The 15,992-nt window shown below is 71.5% G+C and carries 16 protein-coding genes; 8 read left to right on the forward strand and 8 right to left on the reverse strand.

What is annotated here, in order from left to right; all coding sequences use genetic code 11:
• Positions 1–37: 37 nt before the first annotated feature.
• On the reverse strand, positions 38–1,654 hold the full coding sequence (locus ACWFR4_RS39940; protein ID WP_453656538.1) for a PucR family transcriptional regulator: 1,617 nt from the start codon (positions 1,652–1,654) through the stop codon (positions 38–40).
• Between the two features lie 171 nt (positions 1,655–1,825).
• Between ACWFR4_RS39940 and ACWFR4_RS39945 the strand changes: the two genes are divergently transcribed.
• The 4 genes from ACWFR4_RS39945 to ACWFR4_RS39960 all read left to right on the forward strand — a co-directional run bounded on the left by ACWFR4_RS39945 (position 1,826) and on the right by ACWFR4_RS39960 (position 5,950).
• The gene (locus tag ACWFR4_RS39945) at positions 1,826–2,857 is read left to right on the forward strand and encodes a carbamate kinase (RefSeq protein ID WP_453656539.1); all 1,032 of its coding nucleotides are present in this window, start codon (positions 1,826–1,828) and stop codon (positions 2,855–2,857) included.
• On the forward strand, positions 2,854–3,918 hold the full coding sequence (locus tag ACWFR4_RS39950) for an acetamidase/formamidase family protein (RefSeq protein WP_453656540.1): 1,065 nt from the start codon (positions 2,854–2,856) through the stop codon (positions 3,916–3,918). Before ACWFR4_RS39945 ends, ACWFR4_RS39950 begins: the two co-directional genes overlap by 4 nt.
• Positions 3,919–4,019: 101 nt before the next feature.
• The gene (locus tag ACWFR4_RS39955) at positions 4,020–5,270 is read left to right on the forward strand and encodes an amidohydrolase family protein (RefSeq protein WP_453656541.1); all 1,251 of its coding nucleotides are present in this window, start codon (positions 4,020–4,022) and stop codon (positions 5,268–5,270) included.
• 89 nt (positions 5,271–5,359) lie between these two features.
• On the forward strand, positions 5,360–5,950 hold the full coding sequence (locus ACWFR4_RS39960; RefSeq protein ID WP_453656542.1) for a DUF1097 domain-containing protein: 591 nt from the start codon (positions 5,360–5,362) through the stop codon (positions 5,948–5,950).
• Between the two features lie 9 nt (positions 5,951–5,959).
• On the opposite strand, the gene ACWFR4_RS39965 is transcribed toward ACWFR4_RS39960, so the two are convergent.
• The 3 genes from ACWFR4_RS39965 to ACWFR4_RS39975 are packed head-to-tail and all read right to left on the reverse strand — an operon-like array spanning position 5,960 to position 8,038.
• Positions 5,960–6,880: a phosphotriesterase family protein gene (locus tag ACWFR4_RS39965; protein WP_453656543.1), complete on the reverse strand. Its 921-nt coding sequence runs from the start codon at positions 6,878–6,880 to the stop codon at positions 5,960–5,962.
• Complete coding sequence (locus tag ACWFR4_RS39970) at positions 6,877–7,461, reverse strand: DUF4865 family protein (protein ID WP_453458712.1); 585 nt, start codon at positions 7,459–7,461, stop codon at positions 6,877–6,879. Before ACWFR4_RS39970 ends, ACWFR4_RS39965 begins: the two co-directional genes overlap by 4 nt.
• A gap of 19 nt (positions 7,462–7,480) precedes the next feature.
• Complete coding sequence (locus ACWFR4_RS39975) at positions 7,481–8,038, reverse strand: TetR/AcrR family transcriptional regulator (RefSeq protein WP_453458709.1); 558 nt, start codon at positions 8,036–8,038, stop codon at positions 7,481–7,483.
• A 183-nt stretch (positions 8,039–8,221) separates the two neighbouring features.
• On the opposite strand from ACWFR4_RS39975, the gene ACWFR4_RS39980 reads away from it, so the two are divergent.
• The 3 genes from ACWFR4_RS39980 to ACWFR4_RS39990 are packed head-to-tail and all read left to right on the forward strand — an operon-like array spanning position 8,222 to position 11,855.
• A complete protein-coding gene (locus tag ACWFR4_RS39980; RefSeq protein WP_453458706.1) occupies positions 8,222–8,503 on the forward strand; it encodes an SHOCT domain-containing protein in 282 nt (93 codons plus the stop codon).
• Positions 8,500–9,288: an ABC transporter ATP-binding protein gene (locus ACWFR4_RS39985; protein ID WP_453458704.1), complete on the forward strand. Its 789-nt coding sequence runs from the start codon at positions 8,500–8,502 to the stop codon at positions 9,286–9,288. The genes ACWFR4_RS39980 and ACWFR4_RS39985 overlap by 4 nt, the downstream gene beginning before the upstream one ends.
• A 5-nt stretch (positions 9,289–9,293) precedes the next feature.
• The gene (locus tag ACWFR4_RS39990; protein WP_453656561.1) at positions 9,294–11,855 is read left to right on the forward strand and encodes an ABC transporter permease; all 2,562 of its coding nucleotides are present in this window, start codon (positions 9,294–9,296) and stop codon (positions 11,853–11,855) included.
• A 38-nt stretch (positions 11,856–11,893) separates the two neighbouring features.
• On the opposite strand, the gene ACWFR4_RS39995 is transcribed toward ACWFR4_RS39990, so the two are convergent.
• Together ACWFR4_RS39995 and ACWFR4_RS40000 are read right to left on the reverse strand one after the other, a co-directional pair.
• Positions 11,894–12,406 (reverse strand): ATP-binding protein, encoded by a 513-nt coding sequence (locus tag ACWFR4_RS39995; protein WP_453656544.1) that lies wholly within the window; start codon positions 12,404–12,406, stop codon positions 11,894–11,896.
• Positions 12,407–12,618: 212 nt separating this feature from the next.
• Positions 12,619–12,963 carry a hypothetical protein gene (locus ACWFR4_RS40000; protein WP_453458699.1) on the reverse strand — a complete coding sequence of 115 codons (345 nt, stop codon included), beginning with the start codon at positions 12,961–12,963 and terminating at the stop codon, positions 12,619–12,621.
• A 306-nt stretch (positions 12,964–13,269) separates the two neighbouring features.
• Between ACWFR4_RS40000 and ACWFR4_RS40005 the strand changes: the two genes are divergently transcribed.
• The gene (locus ACWFR4_RS40005) at positions 13,270–14,427 is read left to right on the forward strand and encodes a PLP-dependent cysteine synthase family protein (RefSeq protein ID WP_453656545.1); all 1,158 of its coding nucleotides are present in this window, start codon (positions 13,270–13,272) and stop codon (positions 14,425–14,427) included.
• A gap of 15 nt (positions 14,428–14,442) precedes the next feature.
• On the opposite strand, the gene ACWFR4_RS40010 is transcribed toward ACWFR4_RS40005, so the two are convergent.
• Both ACWFR4_RS40010 and ACWFR4_RS40015 read right to left on the reverse strand, forming a co-directional pair.
• A complete protein-coding gene (locus tag ACWFR4_RS40010; RefSeq protein WP_453656546.1) occupies positions 14,443–14,940 on the reverse strand; it encodes an SRPBCC family protein in 498 nt (165 codons plus the stop codon).
• A 66-nt stretch (positions 14,941–15,006) separates the two neighbouring features.
• Positions 15,007–15,834: a DeoR/GlpR family DNA-binding transcription regulator gene (locus ACWFR4_RS40015; protein WP_453458691.1), complete on the reverse strand. Its 828-nt coding sequence runs from the start codon at positions 15,832–15,834 to the stop codon at positions 15,007–15,009.
• Positions 15,835–15,992 lie beyond the last annotated feature (158 nt).

Below are 15,992 nucleotides of genomic sequence, written 5' to 3' on the forward strand. Positions count from 1 at the left end.
CTTTCGAGGACCAGCGTCAGCCGCAAGGAGGGCTTGCTCAGCGCCGGTCGCGCGCCGAGAGCAACCGGTATGCGTGGACGGCCAGTTCGGTCTGGAGCCGGGCCGTCGGCCGGCGTTCGAGACCGCCGGTGAGGCGGTCGATCTGGCGCAGTCGGTAGCGCAGGGTGTTGTAGTGGACGTGCAGCCGCGCGGCAGTGGCCACGCCGTTGCGGTCCTCGAGGAGATAGACGCTGAGGGTCTCGACGAGGCTGCCCTCGTGCTCGGCGTCATGGGCGAGCAGCGGGCCGAGCGCGTCGTCGACGAGAGCCGTGAGCTCCGCCGCGGGCAGCAGTCCGAGAAGCCGGTACACCCCCAGGTCCGCATGGCCGCGGACGAAGTCGGGGCCGTGCAGTTCGCGGCCGAGCGTCAGGGTCTGCGCCGCTTCCTCGTAGCTGTGGTGATAGTCGGTGAAGTCGTCCCGGACGGTTCCGGCGGCGACCGCCACGTCCCAGTCGGGGTGTGCGGCGGTGACAGCCGCGTGCAGGGCCTGACATCGGCCGTTGAGGGACGGCCCCGGTTCCATCAGCAGGACGAGTCCGCTCTGACTGCCCCAGATGATCGCGCCGGGCCCGGCAGTCGACCGTACGAGTGGCAACAGCCTTTCCTCCAGGGCGAGTTCGGTGTCGGTGGGGCCGCCGGCGCCGGTGGAAGAGACCTCGGCGAGGACAACCGCGCGGGGCAGGCGCAGGTTCCAGCCCATGGCCGCGGCGCGGCGCGCGGTCTCGGCGCGGTCGAGCGGAGGCCGTGAGACCAGTTCCATCAGGAGCAGCGTGCGGTAGCGCTGCTGGCGGCTGGCCAGGGCGCGTTCCTGGGCGGCGATGGTCGCCGCGACGGTCGTGGCGTGCTCCAGCGCCATCCTCTGATGAGTGTCGAGCTCATGAGCGGAAGGCATGGACGCCCCGGCCCCGTGGTCCGGGGCCTCCGCGTCGTCCCGCCACAGGGCCACGGCGCCGCTCGCGCCCGTGCCCGTCTCGATGGCGCGCTCGGCGGCGGGCGGACGGTCGGGAGGCGGGGAGCCCGCGGAGGCCAGGATCCACCCGTGCTCGTCGAGCACGGCGGCCGCGCAGCCGGACAGCTCGAGCAGTACGTTCATGAGCTCCTGGTAGGAGCCTCCGTCGAGGGCCACCGCCGTGAGCCGTTCATGGATGGCGCGCGAACGCTCCAACTCCAGGGCCTGGCGGTTCAGTACGGTGCCCAGCACCTCGGACAGGATGTCGTTGAACATGACGGCGCCCGGCAACTCGACGACAGGGAAGCCGAGTTCGTCCGCCACCGCCAGCATCACCGGCGGCAGCGCGGGCAGATAGGGACCGACCTTCACGGCCAGGGCGGCGAGGCCGCGCTCGGCGAGTACGGGGATCAGGTCGCTCAGCGCCTCCGCGTCGTCACGGACCGCGTAGGCGGTGGTCAGCAGCAGTTCACCGCCGCGCATCCAGCGCACGATGTCGGGGACTTCCATGATGTTGACGACGCGGATACGGCGGCCGCGGCCGCTCGCCCCGGCGACGAGTCGTGCGCCGCTGAGGCAGGGCAGGGCCAGCGCCTCGCTCACGGTCAGCCCGGGAGAGAGGCCGTAGGGGACGGTCGGGGCGGTACCGATACCGAAGCCTGTCATGCACAGTCACTATGCGACAGCCGCGAGTAACCTGTAATACCCCGCGCGTAACTTCCGTGTTTCCCACCGCGGTCGGGGACACCCCTTGTCAGTGGGTGTCAGCGGCGGGCCCCTCATCCTGGTGTCCGGTGCCCATGACCGGCTCGGGCGGCCTCTCTTACGGTGACCCGCATGACTCCCCGAGCCGTGCCGAGGACAGTGGTGGTCGCCATCGGCGGCAACGCGCTGCTGCGCGGTGGCACCCACGCCACCGTCGCCGAACAGGTCGAGGCCGCGCGCAGGCTCGCGTCCCCCGTAGTGGCGCTGGCCGACACGGGGTGGCGGGTCGTGGTCACCCACGGCAACGGCCCCCAGGTCGGATTCATCAAGCGCCGCGCGGACCTCGCGGCAGCCCTGGCCCCCGAACTGCCCGCCCTCGGCCTCGACATGTGCGTGGCCGACTCGCAGGGCGGCCTCGGATACATCCTGGCGACCGCGATCGCGGGCCGCCTCAGGTCGCTCGGGCGCGCCGACGACCGGGTCGCCGCGCTGATCACCCACACCGTGGTCGACGCGCACGACGAGGCGTTCAGCCACCCGACCAAACCTATAGGAGCCTTCTATCCGGCAGTCCGGGCAAGGGAGTTGGCGGGCCTTCACGACTGGACCGTGGCGGAGGAGGGCGAGCGGGGCTGGCGGCGCGTGGTCCCGTCGCCCCGGCCGCGCCGGGTCCTTGAGACGGAGTCCGTACGGGCACTGTCCTCGGCAGGATTCACGGTGATCGCGGCCGGTGGCGGCGGAATCCCTCTCGTGGAAGGCGACGACGGTGGCTACCAGGGCGTCGAAGCCGTCATCGACAAGGATCTGACCTCGGCGCATCTCGCGACGGAACTCGGCGCGGACCTGCTGGTCATCACCACCGCGGTCGAACGCGTAGCCGTCGACTACGGCCGTCCCACGCAGCGCTTCCTGGATCGGCTGACCTGCGGCGAGGCCGAACGGCTCCTCATCCAGGGCCAGTTCCCGCCGGGCAGCATGGGCCCCAAGATCAGCGCCGCCCTCGACTTCCTGCGCGGCGCCCCCGGCCGCCAGGTGCTCATCACCTCACCGGAGCAGCTGGGCGCCGCCCTCGACGGACACGGCGGCACCTGGCTCGACAGCGACCCGGCGCGGACCACCGAAGAACCCCTCAACGGCACCGTCACGGCAAGGAGGCCGCAGTGATACTCGAAGGTGGACAGGGCCCGATCGACGGCACGCACTATCTGCGGGCCACACCGGAGACCGTCGGCTGGGGGCGGCTGCCCTGCCGCACCACAGCGCCGGCCCTCACGATCGACTCCGGCGACAGCGTCACCTTCGACACCGTTTCGCACGAGGGCATCCTGGAGGACCAGGGGCGCGACCCGGCGGCCTTCTTCGGGCGGTACGGCATCGCCGCGACCGAAGTGCTCTCAGACGCCCGCCTGTTGGCGAAGTCCCCGCCGCCACGGGACCCGGACGGCGACGGCCCCCATGTCGTCAGTGCGCCCGTCCACATCAGGGGCGCCGAGCCCGGTGACCTCCTCAAGGCCGAAGTGCTGTCGCTGCACCGGCGCGCCGACTACGGCGTCATCTCCAGCAGGCACGGCCGTGGCGCGTTGCCGGACGAATTCGCCCGCACAGCACCGGAGTTCACCTTCTGTGAGGTGGAGCGTGCGGACGGCCGGGACAGCGGCGTGATCCGCTACGCCGAGGGCCGGGCGGCCCGGTTCCGGCTGCGACCCTTCATGGGCATCATGGGCGTGGCCACCGACACGGACGGATCGCAGCACTCGGTGCCGCCGGGACGGCACGGCGGCAACCTCGACATCAAGGAACTCGAGACACGCTCCGCGCTGTATCTGCCCGTACAGACGGCCGGAGCGGGCTTCTACACCGGAGATCCGCACTACGCCCAGGGGAACGGCGAAGTCGCCCTCACCGCCCTGGAGGCGCCGCTGCGCGCCACGTTCCGGCTCACCCTCCTCAAGGGCGCACGGGCCCGCGCGGCGGCCGCGACCCTCACGCATCCCTTCGGCGAGACCGACCGGCACTGGATCCCCGTGGGGCTGCACGAGGACCTCGACGAGGCGATGCGGGAAGCCGTCCGCGCCGCCGTCCGCTTCCTCACTGACCGTTTCGGCATGGACGGGCCGACCGCGTACGCCTACCTGAGCGCGGCGGCCGACTTCGAGATCTCGCAGGTCGTCGACCAGGTCCAGGGAGTGCACTGCCTCATCCGCAAGGCGGACTTCCCTGACTGATCCAGTCCGATCCAGGCACATCCAGTCCGATCGCGGCTGATCCCGCCTGCCGCGTACGCCAGTCACCCCCGCCCCCGCCCATCCACCCACCGGGAGCCCGTATGCCTCAACTGATACTGCGTCAAGCACGCGTCGAAGACGCCCGGTCGCCCTGCGACGTGGTGATCGACGGCGGCCGGGTGCGAGCCGTCGGGGACGCCTCGGGCCAGGATGCCGACGCGGTGATCGACTGCGCGGGCCGGGTCGTCCTGCCCGGCTTCGTCGAACCCCATCTGCATCTCGACAAGGCCCTCCTGGACGGCGTACGAAGCAACCCCGACGGAACCCTCGCCGGAGCGATCGCGGTGACCGGCGAACTGAAGAGCGCGTTCACGCGCGAGGACGTACTGGCTCGTGCGCGGCGCGTCCTTGAGGCAGCGGTCCTCAACGGCACGACGGTGATCCGCGCCCATCCGGACGTCGACCCGATCGCGGGGCTGCTTGGCGTCGAGGTCCTGCTCCAACTCCGCGAGGAGTACGCGGAGTTGGTGGACCTCCAGATCGTGGCGTTCCCGCAGGAGGGCATCCTGCGGTCTCCCGGCACCGAGAAACTGCTGATCGCGGCGCTGGCAGCGGGCGCCGACGTGGTGGGCGGGTGCACCTACAACGAGGCCACCCTGGACGACTGCCGCCGCCACGTCGAGCTCGTGCTCGACCTCGCCGCACAGCACGGAGTGCCGGCCGATCTGCACGCGGACTTCGCCGACGACGCGTCCGACCCCCGGTACGCGCTCGCCGAGTTCATCGCCGGCCAGACCGCGCGCCGGGGTCTGGGTGGTCGGGTGGCGCTCGGTCATATGACCTCACTCAGCGGCCGGGAGCCAGCGGATCGGGCTCGGGCGATGGCCGCACTCGCCGACGCGGGCGTCGCGGTCGTGCCGCTACCGGCGACCGACCTGCACCTCGGCGGGCGACGGGACACCCGGGCGGTCCGGCGGGGGGTCGCCCCGGTCCGCGAACTGTGGGACCACGGCGTGCTGGCCGCCTGCTCCTCCAACAACATCCGCAACGCCTTCACCCCGTTCGGGTGCGCGGACCCCCTGGACACGGCGCTCCTGCTGGCGCAGACCGGCCACCTGTCCGGGCCCACCGACCTCCACCGGGTGCTGCGCATGGTCACGCACGACGCGGCCCGGGTCGTGGGCGTCGCCGACGACTACGGCGTACGGCCGGGCGCCCGCGCCGACCTGGTGGTGCTCGACACGCAGGTCTACGACGACATCGTCCTGGACCGGCCCGAACGCGCCCATGTCATCAAGGCGGGGAAGGTGGTGGCCCGCACGGTCAGGACCCGCGAACTCCTCGTCCACTGAGCCTCCCCTCCCCTCGCACCCTCACCAGCCCCCCACGCGCCCCCGCACGGCACCGCGCTCGGCCATCCGACTCCAGCAGAGGAATCCCCATGCGCGAACGCCTCTCTCACGAAATCGTCGCCTCCGTACTCGCCGGTCTGACGGCGTTCATCGGAGGGACCGCGCTCCATCTCCCGCCCTGGGCGATCTTCATCTCGTGGGCGGCCGTCTTCGCACTCGGAGGGCCGAGCTGGGCGAACGCACGAAGGTTGTGGTGCACGATGCCCGCCGGCTCCGCCTTCGCCCTGACCATCGTGCTGATCGACCAGCACGTGGGCACGGCGTTCGGCGACAGCCAGCTCGCCCGCAACGCGGTGCTGGCCCTGGTGATCATGGTCGTCAACACCGTCCTGATGTACACGGGCCGCATCAAGGCGTTCTCGCTGATTCCCGGCATGTTCCTCGGCTTCGCCAGCTACTTCGCCACGTTCTTCGGCGGCTTCGGCTACAAGCCGGGCAACATCTGGGCGGCGTGGGTCTGCGTGGTCGCGATGAACGCGCTCGGGCCGGTCTTCGCCTATCTGTCCAACCGGCTCATGTACCCGATCTTCTCGCCGGTGCCGACGTCGGTCGTGGCGTCCGCGGGCCCTGTGCACCACGACGGCCGCGCACCGTCGGCCGGCACCGCACAGGCAGAGTAAGGCCGTCCGTCACCTCCCGGGCAGCCGTTCCGCCGCGAACGCCCTGCCCGGGTTGTCGACGAGGATCCGGTCCACCAGCTCCTTGCCCAGGGCCAGTTCGAGCCGTGGGCGGACGCGGCGCAGCAGATACGGCATCCCGGGCCCGCCGCTCACCGAGCGCGCTCCGGCGGTCGTCGTGTCGCCGCCGAGCAGGAGCCGGTCGCCGTACCCCGCATCGGCGAGCGCCGCCATCGCGTCCGGCATCCGCCAGTCCGTCGCGTGGTTGGCGCGCGACGGCCCGTCGAAGGCGAGGTACGCGCCGGACTCGGCGGCCTGCCGGTGCACGACGAAGTCGGGGGAGCGGTTGAGGTGCCCGAGCACGACCCGCTCCGGCGCCACCCCCAACTCTTCGCACAACAGGTCGAGTACGTCGAGTACGCCCGTTCCCAGCTCGTGGTGGACGGCGATCGGTGCGCCCGTCGCGTGATGGGCCTCGGCGGCGGCCCGCATCGTCCACACCGCGTGGTCGTCGAGGGCGTGGAAGCCGCCCGCGACCTTGATGAGGCCGGCCCGCACACCGCTGTCGCCGATCCCCTCCGTGAGTTCCCGCACGAACACGTCGGCGAGGACGGGACGCAGCCGGGCGAGCAACTCCGGTGCGTAGTGGGCGGCTTGGTGGACACCCGTCGCGGCCACGACGCGTACGCCCGTCGCGGTCGACAGTTCGGGCAGCAGCTCGGCCCGGCGTCCGAGCCCGTGCGGTGTCCACTGGACGACCGCGCCGCCGCCCGCATCCCGGTAGGCGCGCAGTTCCGCCTCGGCGGCGGCCGTGTCGTCGAGTTCCTGGCCGGGGAGTAGGGGGCTGCGGAAGAAGAGGTGGTCGTGCGCGTCGCACACGCCGAGTTCCTCCGGCGCCACGTCCCCGAGCACGGTCCGAACGGTCGCGGTCACCACTGCCTCCCCCGGGGGAGCCGGTCGCGCTCGGGGGCGCTCAGGTGCAGCACCTCGTAGAGGTCGCCCGGTGTTTCCGGTGACGTGTGGTCCCAGAGGGAGAAGGTGAGCAGCTCCCAGTGGCGCGGATCGACGGCGACGGCTGCGCACACCGCCCCGTCCTGTCCGGCGATGCGGGCCGCGTCGCGCACGGCGGCATCTGTCAGTTCGGCGAGCGGAGCCTGCCCGGTGAGGGGTGTCCGGCGGCGTACCGCGCTCCTCGGGGTGGCCTGCGAGGCCGGGCCCTCCTCGTACGCGAGTCCGGCCCAGTGCTGCACCTCGGGCCGCCCGAAGTCGTCCACGATCCCCTGGAATCCGCGCCCCCACAGGAACGAGTTCATGCCCTGAGGGGTGTTCCACAGGTAGCACGGCGCGTACTGGTTCACGAGTGACCCGGCGACACCGCGCTCCCGCATCAGATAGGCCTTGAGGCCGAGTCCGGGGAAGGCGTCGAGGAGATGCCCCCTGGTCTCCACCCGCTTGCGGATGATGCCCATGTCGTAGTCGGCGGGCAGCGTGATCTCGTACTGCATCGCGTGCACGGTCGCGTCTCTCCTCGGCTCAGGCGGCGGGTGCGAGCAGCGAAAGCAGTCCGCGAACCCCCGCGTCGAAGGCGGCGGGCGAGCCCGACGCGCGGGCCAGGACATAGCCGCCCTGGACAGTCGCGACGATGGTCGCCGCGATCTCCTCGGCGTCCAGCGAGGGCGCGAACTCGCCCTGCTCCTTGCCCTCTTCGACGATTCCGGCGAGCTGTTCCCGCAGCCAGTCGATCGTGTCGTCGACCGGTGCGCGCAGCGCGTCGCTCGCGATCACGTCCGGGTCCATCGTGAGCCGGCCGATCGGGCAGCCGCGCAGCACATCGCGCTCGCGCCGCAGATACGCCTCGATGCGGGCATACGCGGAACCGCCGCCGAACGACTTCGCGGCGGTGGCCCGCATCTCCTGCGCCGTGCGCTCGATCGCGGCGAGCGCGAGGTCCTGCTTCCCGCCGAAGTGGTGGTACATGCTGCCCTGCCCCGCGTCGGCGCGCTGCTGGATCGCCTTGGGGCTCGTGCCCACGTAACCCCGCTCCCACAGGAGCTCACGAGTGGACTCGATCAACCGGTCCGAAGTGCTCATGAATCCACTGTACATACTAGTAGGTACAGAAGGCGAGAGTGGGGAGAGTAGGCGGAAGCGGGCCCCGTACTCCCGTGGGGGTACGCGCGCTGCCGCTGGCTGTACGACGACTTCGACCCCCCTCCGGAGCGAGTCTCGAGTCATCGAGAAAACGTGAGCACACGTTCCGAGGAGATGAGTCTTATGCAGACCCTGGCTGACTGGGACGGCGGGCCCGGCCCGTGGATCCTGTTCTTCCCGCTGATCTGGGCGGCCGTCGTCATCGGCGTCGTCACGCTGCTGCGCCGCACGGTGTGGCGCGGACGCCGCCGTGGCGCCCCCTGGCGGCCCGCCGCCGACGAGAACTCGCCCCTCACCGTGCTCGGCCGACGCTTCGCCGCGGGCGAGATCGACGAGGACGAGTACTGGCGCCGGAGCTCGGTCCTGAACGAGGAGTTCGGCCGTACCAAGGGCGGTGCGGCATGACCACCGCCACGCTCACCCGGACCGCGGCCCGAGTCGTCGACGCCGTGAAGGTCTACGGCAGTGGCGACACCGCGGTCCGGGCCCTGGACGGCGTGAGCGTCGGCTTCGAAGCCGGCAGATTCACCGCGATCATGGGTCCTTCCGGCTCCGGAAAGTCCACGCTGATGCACTGCGCGGCGGGCCTCGACACCCTCAGCGCCGGCTCCGCCTTCATCGGCGACACCGACCTGAGCGACCTCGACGACCGCCGCCTGACCCTGCTGCGCCGCGACCGGATCGGCTTCGTGTTCCAGGCCTTCAACCTGGTGCCGACGCTGACGGTCGCGGAGAACATCACCCTGCCGATGGACCTCGCGGGGGCGAAGGACGACGCCGCTTCCAGGGAGTGGATCGACGCCCTGGTCGACATCGTCGGCCTGCGCGACCGGCTGCACCACCGGCCGTCCGAACTCTCCGGCGGACAGCAGCAGCGCGTCGCCGTGGCCCGGGCCTTCGCCGGCCGCCCCGACGTCGTCTTCGCCGACGAACCCACCGGCAACCTCGACTCGCGCTCCGGCGAGGAGGTGCTCGGGCTCCTCGGCCGCGCCGTACGGCAGATGGACCGCACGGTCGTCATGGTCACCCACGACCCGGTGGCCGCCGCCCACGCCGACGAGGTCGTCTTCCTAGCCGACGGCCGCCTCGTCGACCGGATGCAGGCACCGACCCCGGACAAGGTCCTCGACCGCATGAAGGCCTTCGACACGGCCGGTGGCGCACGACGTGCGGGGGAGGCGCCGTCATGAGCTCCCTGAGCACCTCCGCGCGCCTGAGCGTGTCGTCGCTGCGCGCCCACAAGCGGCGCTTCGCCGGCACCTTCCTGGCCGTCCTGCTCGGCGTCGCGTTCCTCGCCGGCACGCTCGTCATGGGTGACACCCTGCGCGCCAGCTTCGACACCATGTTCGGCAACGCGTCGAGCGGCACGGACGCCGTCGTCCGCAGCACGAATGTGATCACGACCCCCGGTGAGAGCCAAGGCACCCGGCAGCCCGTCGCCGCGTCGCTCGCGAAGAAGCTGGCGGACACCCCGGGCGTCGCCGCCGCCGTGCCCGGCATCCAGGGCGCGGGCCAGCTCGTCGGCAGCAACGGCAAGGCGATCGGCGGCCAGGGCCCGCCCACCCTCGCGGGCAACTGGATCGACGACCCCGAACTCAACCCCTACCGCCTGGCCGAGGGACACGCCCCTTCGAAGACCGGCGAGGTCGTCGTCAACCGGGGAGCCGCCAAGAAGGGCGACCTCAAGATCGGCGACACCACGACCCTGCGCACCCCCGACCCCGTCAAGGTGACGATCGTCGGCCTCGCGACCTTCGGCGGCGAGGACGGCATGGCGCAGGTGACGTACACCGGCATGACGCAGGCCGACGCGGAGAAGTACCTCACGCCGAGGCCCGGCGAGGCCGCGTCCATCCAGGTGCGGGCCGGCCCCGGCACCAGCCAGCGGGAACTCGTCGACGAGCTGACTCCCGTACTGCCCAGGGGAGTCGAGGCCATCACCGGCGAGGCGTCGGCGCAGGAGAACACGGACATGATCTCCGGCCAGTTCCTGACCCTCTTCACCACCTTCCTCCTCGTGTTCTCCGGCATCGCCCTGCTCGTGGCGACCTTCTCGATCCACAACACGTTCGCGATCGTCGTCGCTCAGCGCACCCGTGAGAACGCGCTCCTGCGCGCCCTCGGCGCCTCCCGCCGCCAGGTCACCGCCACGACGCTCGTCGAGGCGAGCGCCGTCGCCGTTCTCGCGTCGGTCGCCGGTCTTGCCGGCGGCATCGGCATCGCGGCCGGTCTCCAGGCGCTGTTCCCCGCCATCGGCTTCCCGTTCCCCGACGGCGCTCTCGTGATCAGCGGCCTGTCCATGCTGCTCCCGCTCGCCGTGGGCGTCCTCGTCTGTCTCGGCTCCGCGCTCCTGCCCGCCGTACGGGCCGGACGCACCGCACCCCTTGCGGCCCTGCGCGAGACGGCAGTCGACCAGTCCGGTGCCTCGCGCCGCCGCGCCGTCATCGGCACGGCGCTCGGCGTCGCAGCGATCGCCGTCACCCTGGTCGGAGTCCTCTCCTCGCCGTCCATCTGGCTCGCGGGCCTCGGCAGCGTGCTGATCCTCATCGCGTTCGTGGTGCTCGGTCCGGTCGCCTCGTCGCGCGCCGTACGTGTCCTCGGCAGCCCCCTCGACAAGCTGCGTGGCGTCACCGGCGGCCTCGCCCGGCGCAACGCCCTGCGCAGCCCCAAGCGCACCGCGGCCACCGCGAGTGCCCTGATGATCGGCGTCGCCGTCGTCTCCCTGTTCACCGTCTTCGGCGCCTCGCTGAAGGCGACCATGGACCAGACGGTGTCCCGCTCCTTCGCCGGCGACATCGCCGTGTCCGCCCCGTCGTTCGGCGCGGGCGGCAGCGGCCTCAGCCCGAAGCTCGCCCCGGCCATCGCCGGACAGCCGCAGGTCGCGACCGCAGTCGGCCTGGGCAAGGGCGTCGCGGACGTCGACGGCGAGGGCCGCGCCCTCACCGTCACCGACCCGGCCGCGCTCGCCAGGTCCTTCGACCTGGGCGCAGTCCGCGGCTCGCTCGACGACCTCGGCACGGACGGCATCGCCATCACCCGCAAGGAGGCCGACAAGCAGCACCTCCAACCGGGCAGCACCGCCCGCCTGGCCTTCACCGACGGCAAGCAGCAGAACTTCACCGTCCGCGCGGTCTACGGCCGGTCGGAGCTCGCCGGGGACTACGTCATCACGCGCGAGGCCTGGGCCCCGCACCGCGCCCAGGACTCCGACACCCTGATCGCCGTCACCTTCAAGGACGGTGTGAGCACGGCCGACGGCAAGGCCGCCGTCTCCAAGGTCGCGGCGGCGTACGGGAATCCGGAGGTGCAGACCCGCGACGAGTACGCGCAGTCGTCCGCCGGCGGCATCGACATGATGCTCACCCTGGTTTACGCGCTGCTGGCCCTCGCCGTGCTGATCGCCCTGCTCGGCATCGCCAACACCCTCACCCTGGCCGTCCACGAACGCACGCGCGAACTGGGGCTGTTGAGGGCCGTCGGCCAGACCCGCGCCCAGCTGCGGGCCATGGTCCGGTGGGAGTCCGTCCTGGTCGCCGCGTTCGGTACCGCGGGTGGCCTGGTGCTCGGCGGATTCCTCGGCTGGGTCCTGGTCGAGGCGTCGGACGGCGCGAGCGACAGCGCGTTCGCGTTCGCCCTGCCCCCGCTCCAGCTCGTCGTCGTCGCCCTGGTGGGCCTCGCCGCCGGAGCGCTCGCGGGCCTGCGCCCGGCCCGCCGCGCCGCACGCCTCGACGTGCTGCGGGCCATCGCCACCGAGTGACGTGGCCCGTGCCGTAAGAGGGGGTGGTCACCGCCCGGTCAGCCGACAACGGCCGACCGGGCGGGAGCATGTCGGGCCGCGCGGCGGTCCACCGGGGAGTCCAGCTCGGGGAAGGCGTCCGCCACCCGGTACTCGGGAGTCGGCGGCATCGCCGCCGACGGCGCGGGGAGCGTGAACCACACGACCTTGCCGTGCTCGCCCTGCGGCCGCACGCCCCAGCTCTCGCTGACCGCGGCGACCAGGGCGAGGCCCCGGCCGCAGGTCGCGAGCGGGTCGACCTCGCACGGTTGCGGCAGGTGCGGGTCGTGGTCGTGCACCGACACCGTGAGGCGGTCGAGCAGCAGCTCGATCTCGACGGTGCACATCTTGTCGGGACCCGCGTGCCGGTGGACGTTGGTCAGCAACTCGGTCACGCCGAGCATCGCCTCGTCTATCAGCGGGTCCAGATGCCAGTAGCGCAACTGCGCCGATACGATTCTGCGGACCTGGCGGATCCGCGACGGCAGGGCCTGTAGCTCTACCGTGCAATGCCTGCTTGGGTGGGTGATCACGGCTGCGACTCCCCGAATTGAAGGTCCGGAAGAAGGCGGAGTACCGATCCAGCAGTGGGCCGCGTTGACAGCCGAGCCCCGCCTGCTGCGTGTCCGGCGGGCTGGTTCGCAGCGTTATCGCCGGTAAACCCTGAGTAGTGATGTGTGACCAGAGTGACCCAGGGGGTCCGAGCCTGCAACTCGCGCACGCCGTCCCCCAAGTACGCGGCCGGCTAGGTCAGCCGGCCGCGCGCCCTGCGCACGGCCTCGAGGAACCGACGCGTCGTGGGCGGCCCGTTCTCGCCGACGAGACGGGGCACCGCGTCGCCGGGTTCATGATCGGTGCCGAGTTTCAGCAGGTAGCGCCTGCCGCCGACATCGGCGAGGGCCCGGTCGCCGGGCGCGAACCAGGCCTTGCCGGCACGGACTTCCTGGAGCGGCGCGCTGTCGATCTCGCTGCCGTAACTGGTGAGCAGTTCGAGACGGCCGCCTTTGATGCGGACCTCGCCTGCCCGGGTGAGCGAGCGAAGGAGCCGCCCTATGCGCACACCCGTCGCCGTGAACTCCGGCTCCGCCATGTCGTCCGCCCCCTTGGTGTGAGCTCTCACCGGCCCCGCGGTGCAGTCTGCCCGCACGAAGGCGTCCGCACCAGTGCGTGAGGCGGTGCGCCCGGCAAGGGAAGGGCCGACTCACGCCTTTGTTCCTCCGCACGCCTGTTCCTGTCCTGGGGCAGGCGTTCCTTTGAGTTGCTCAAAGGGGTGTTTATGCAGGTGAGAAGCGTGCGGAAGGTGTTTATGATCGGGGCGTCCGACCGGTCGTAAAGACGACGGCCGGGTGTGGACGGCGTCGGACCGGCGCTCGGAACGACGCCAAGGAGCCATGCGGTGAGCACCCCTCAGCAGGACCAGTCAGCCGGGACCCCCCAAGGGCCGGACCCGGTGGCCACGCTGGACGTGGACCACACGGACGCCGCGTACCGAAGCTGGCTCAAAGAAGCCGTACGAAAGGTGCAGGCCGACGCCAACCGGTCGGCCGACACCCACCTCCTGCGTTTCCCGCTCCCCGAGGAATGGGGCATCGACCTCTATCTGAAGGACGAGTCGACGCACATCACGGGCAGCCTCAAGCACCGGCTCGCCCGCTCGCTGTTCCTCTACGGCCTGTGCAACGGATGGATCCGGCCCGGCCGCCCCGTCATCGAGGCGTCCAGCGGCTCGACCGCCGTCTCCGAGGCCTACTTCGCGAAGCTCATCGGGGTGCCCTTCATCGCCGTGATGCCGCGCACCACCAGCCCCGAGAAGATCCGCCTGATCGAATTCCACGGCGGCCGGTGCCACTTCGTCGACGACCCGCGCACGATGTACGAGGAGTCGGCGGCGCTCGCCGTCGACACGGGCGGCCACTACATGGACCAGTTCACGTACGCGGAACGGGCCACGGACTGGCGCGGCAACAACAACATCGCGGAGTCGATCTACCGGCAGCTGGAGCTGGAGCGCTACCCGGAGCCCACCTGGATCGTCGCCACCGCCGGCACCGGAGGCACCTCCGCGACCATCGCCCGGTACGTCCACTACATGCAGCACGACACCCGCATCTGCGTCGCGGACCCGGAGAACTCCTGTTTCTTCGAGGGCTGGACGACCGGGGACCCGGACGTCACCTGCGACTGCGGCTCCCGCATCGAGGGCATCGGCAGGCCCCGCATGGAGCCGAGTTTCGTGCCCGGCGCGATCGACCGCATGATGAAGGTGCCGGACGCGGCGAGCGTCGCCGCCGTGCGCGCCCTGGAGGGGGCCATCGGCCGCAAGGCGGGCGGCTCGACCGGTACGGGCCTGTGGAGCGCGCTGAAGATCGTCGCCGAGATGGTGGCCGAGGGCAGGACCGGCAGCGTCGTCACGCTGCTGTGCGACCCGGGGGACCGCTACCTCGACAAGTACTACTCCGACCAGTGGCTGGCCCACCAGGGCCTGGACATCGCGCCGTACACGCGGGCCATCGAGACGCTGCTCGCGACGGGAGTCTGGCCGAGCGCCGACTGAGGACCCGGGCTGGTATCAACTCGCCCTGGAATCCCGGGAGTTCGCCGCGATCCTGCGATCGAGCGCGGCCACCGCATCACGGAACGCGCGGCCCAGTCCGGCCCGGCCGAGGCGCAGGCCCACCCGGAACGCGGCGACCCCGTCCGCGGCGAACGTCCACTGCACCCGCGTCCCACCGGTGCCCGACGGCGTGAGCCGCCACTCCTCGACCAGGGCGCGTATCCCCGGCGCGTTGGTCTCGTCCACCCGGTACGCGTACACCTCGTCGGCGTCGGCCGCGAGGATGGTCTCCCGCATGCGCGTACCGCCCCTGAGCCGCACCTCACGCCCCGCGCCGTCGTCCGTCGGGCGGGCGAGCGTCACGGCGGAGAACCATTCGGGCCAGCCCGTCACGTCCTCGGCGAGCGCCCGGAACACCGCCTGCGGAGGCGCGGACACCTCGCGGGCGAAGACCAGGCGCAGCGGCGCGGACTCGGTGAACTCAAGCCCCACGGGCTTCAGTCGGCGTGCCATGGACGTTCAGCCCCCAAGTGGAATCAGGCGGTTGACCGGGCAGGGGTCACCATAGCTGGCGAACCGTCAGATGTCTGTACCTGTTCCGGGCTCGCCCGCGATGACGAGCCGCAGCTCCTCTGAGATCTCCGCGCGCGCGTCCGCGGGCAGCCCCGCGTCCGTGACGAGCGTGTCCACCTGGTCGAGCGAGGCGAACGAACTCAGGCCCACCGTCCCCCACTTGGTGTGGTCGGCGACCACGACGACCCGGCGCGCGGACTGCACGAGCCGCCGGTTCGTCTCCGCCTCCGCCAGGTTCGGCGTCGACAGGCCGGCCTCCAGTGATATGCCGTGCACACCGAGGAACAACACGTCGAAGTGGAGCGCCGCGATGGCCTGGTCCGCGACGGGCCCCACCAGCGAGTCCGAGGGCGTTCGCACACCGCCCGTGAGGACGACGGTCGCCGCGCCCTGCCGCTGTCCCGACGAGCGCTGCGCGCCGTGGAACACGTCCGCCACTCGTACCGAGTTGGTCACCACGGTCAGGTCCGGAACTTCGAGGAGGTGGTGGGCCAGCGCGTACGTCGTGGTGCCGCCGGACAGCGCGATGGCCGTGCCCGGCACCGCCAGGGCCGCGGCGGTCCGCGCGATGTCCTCCTTGGCGCTGAGCTCCAGACCCGACTTCGCCTCGAAACCCGGCTCGTGCGTGCTCGCCTCGACCACGGGGACCGCGCCGCCGTGCACCTTCTCCAGGACACCCTGCCGGGCGAGCGCGTCGAGATCACGGCGGATCGTCATGTCGGAGACGCCCAGCTTGCGAGTGAGCTCGTTGACCCTGACGCCGCCACGGCGCCTGACCTCGTCGAGGATCAGGGCCCGGCGCTGCTCCGCGAGGAGGTTCTGATTCTCGCTCACGTCCTGTCGGATCCCTTCGCCTCGTCACAGCCGTCCATGGTCGCCACATCCTCGCACGGGCCGCCGACAGCCGTGCCACTGCCCGCTCGCGCCCGCCGTATGGCGCGCGGTCGCACGGATGGAGGAGATTCGGTGAGGAGGGATGCGTAGCGCGGTCG

The sequence above is a fragment of the Streptomyces sp. NPDC055140 genome (assembly GCF_053607285.1).

Bases quoted from the DNA above. Each gene is read 5' to 3' on its own strand.
- ACWFR4_RS39985 (WP_453458704.1), top strand. From the start codon at position 8,500: ATGACCACCGCCACGCTCACCCGGACCGCGGCCCGAGTCGTCGACGCC.
- ACWFR4_RS39940 (WP_453656538.1), bottom strand. From the start codon at position 1,654: ATGACAGGCTTCGGTATCGGTACCGCCCCGACCGTCCCCTACGGCCTC.
- ACWFR4_RS40010 (WP_453656546.1), bottom strand. From the start codon at position 14,940: ATGGCACGCCGACTGAAGCCCGTGGGGCTTGAGTTCACCGAGTCCGCG.
- ACWFR4_RS39980 (WP_453458706.1), top strand. From the start codon at position 8,222: ATGCAGACCCTGGCTGACTGGGACGGCGGGCCCGGCCCGTGGATCCTG.
- ACWFR4_RS39960 (WP_453656542.1), top strand. From the start codon at position 5,360: ATGCGCGAACGCCTCTCTCACGAAATCGTCGCCTCCGTACTCGCCGGT.
- ACWFR4_RS39975 (WP_453458709.1), bottom strand. From the start codon at position 8,038: ATGAGCACTTCGGACCGGTTGATCGAGTCCACTCGTGAGCTCCTGTGG.
- ACWFR4_RS40000 (WP_453458699.1), bottom strand. From the start codon at position 12,963: ATGGCGGAGCCGGAGTTCACGGCGACGGGTGTGCGCATAGGGCGGCTC.
- ACWFR4_RS39945 (WP_453656539.1), top strand. From the start codon at position 1,826: ATGACTCCCCGAGCCGTGCCGAGGACAGTGGTGGTCGCCATCGGCGGC.
- ACWFR4_RS39955 (WP_453656541.1), top strand. From the start codon at position 4,020: ATGCCTCAACTGATACTGCGTCAAGCACGCGTCGAAGACGCCCGGTCG.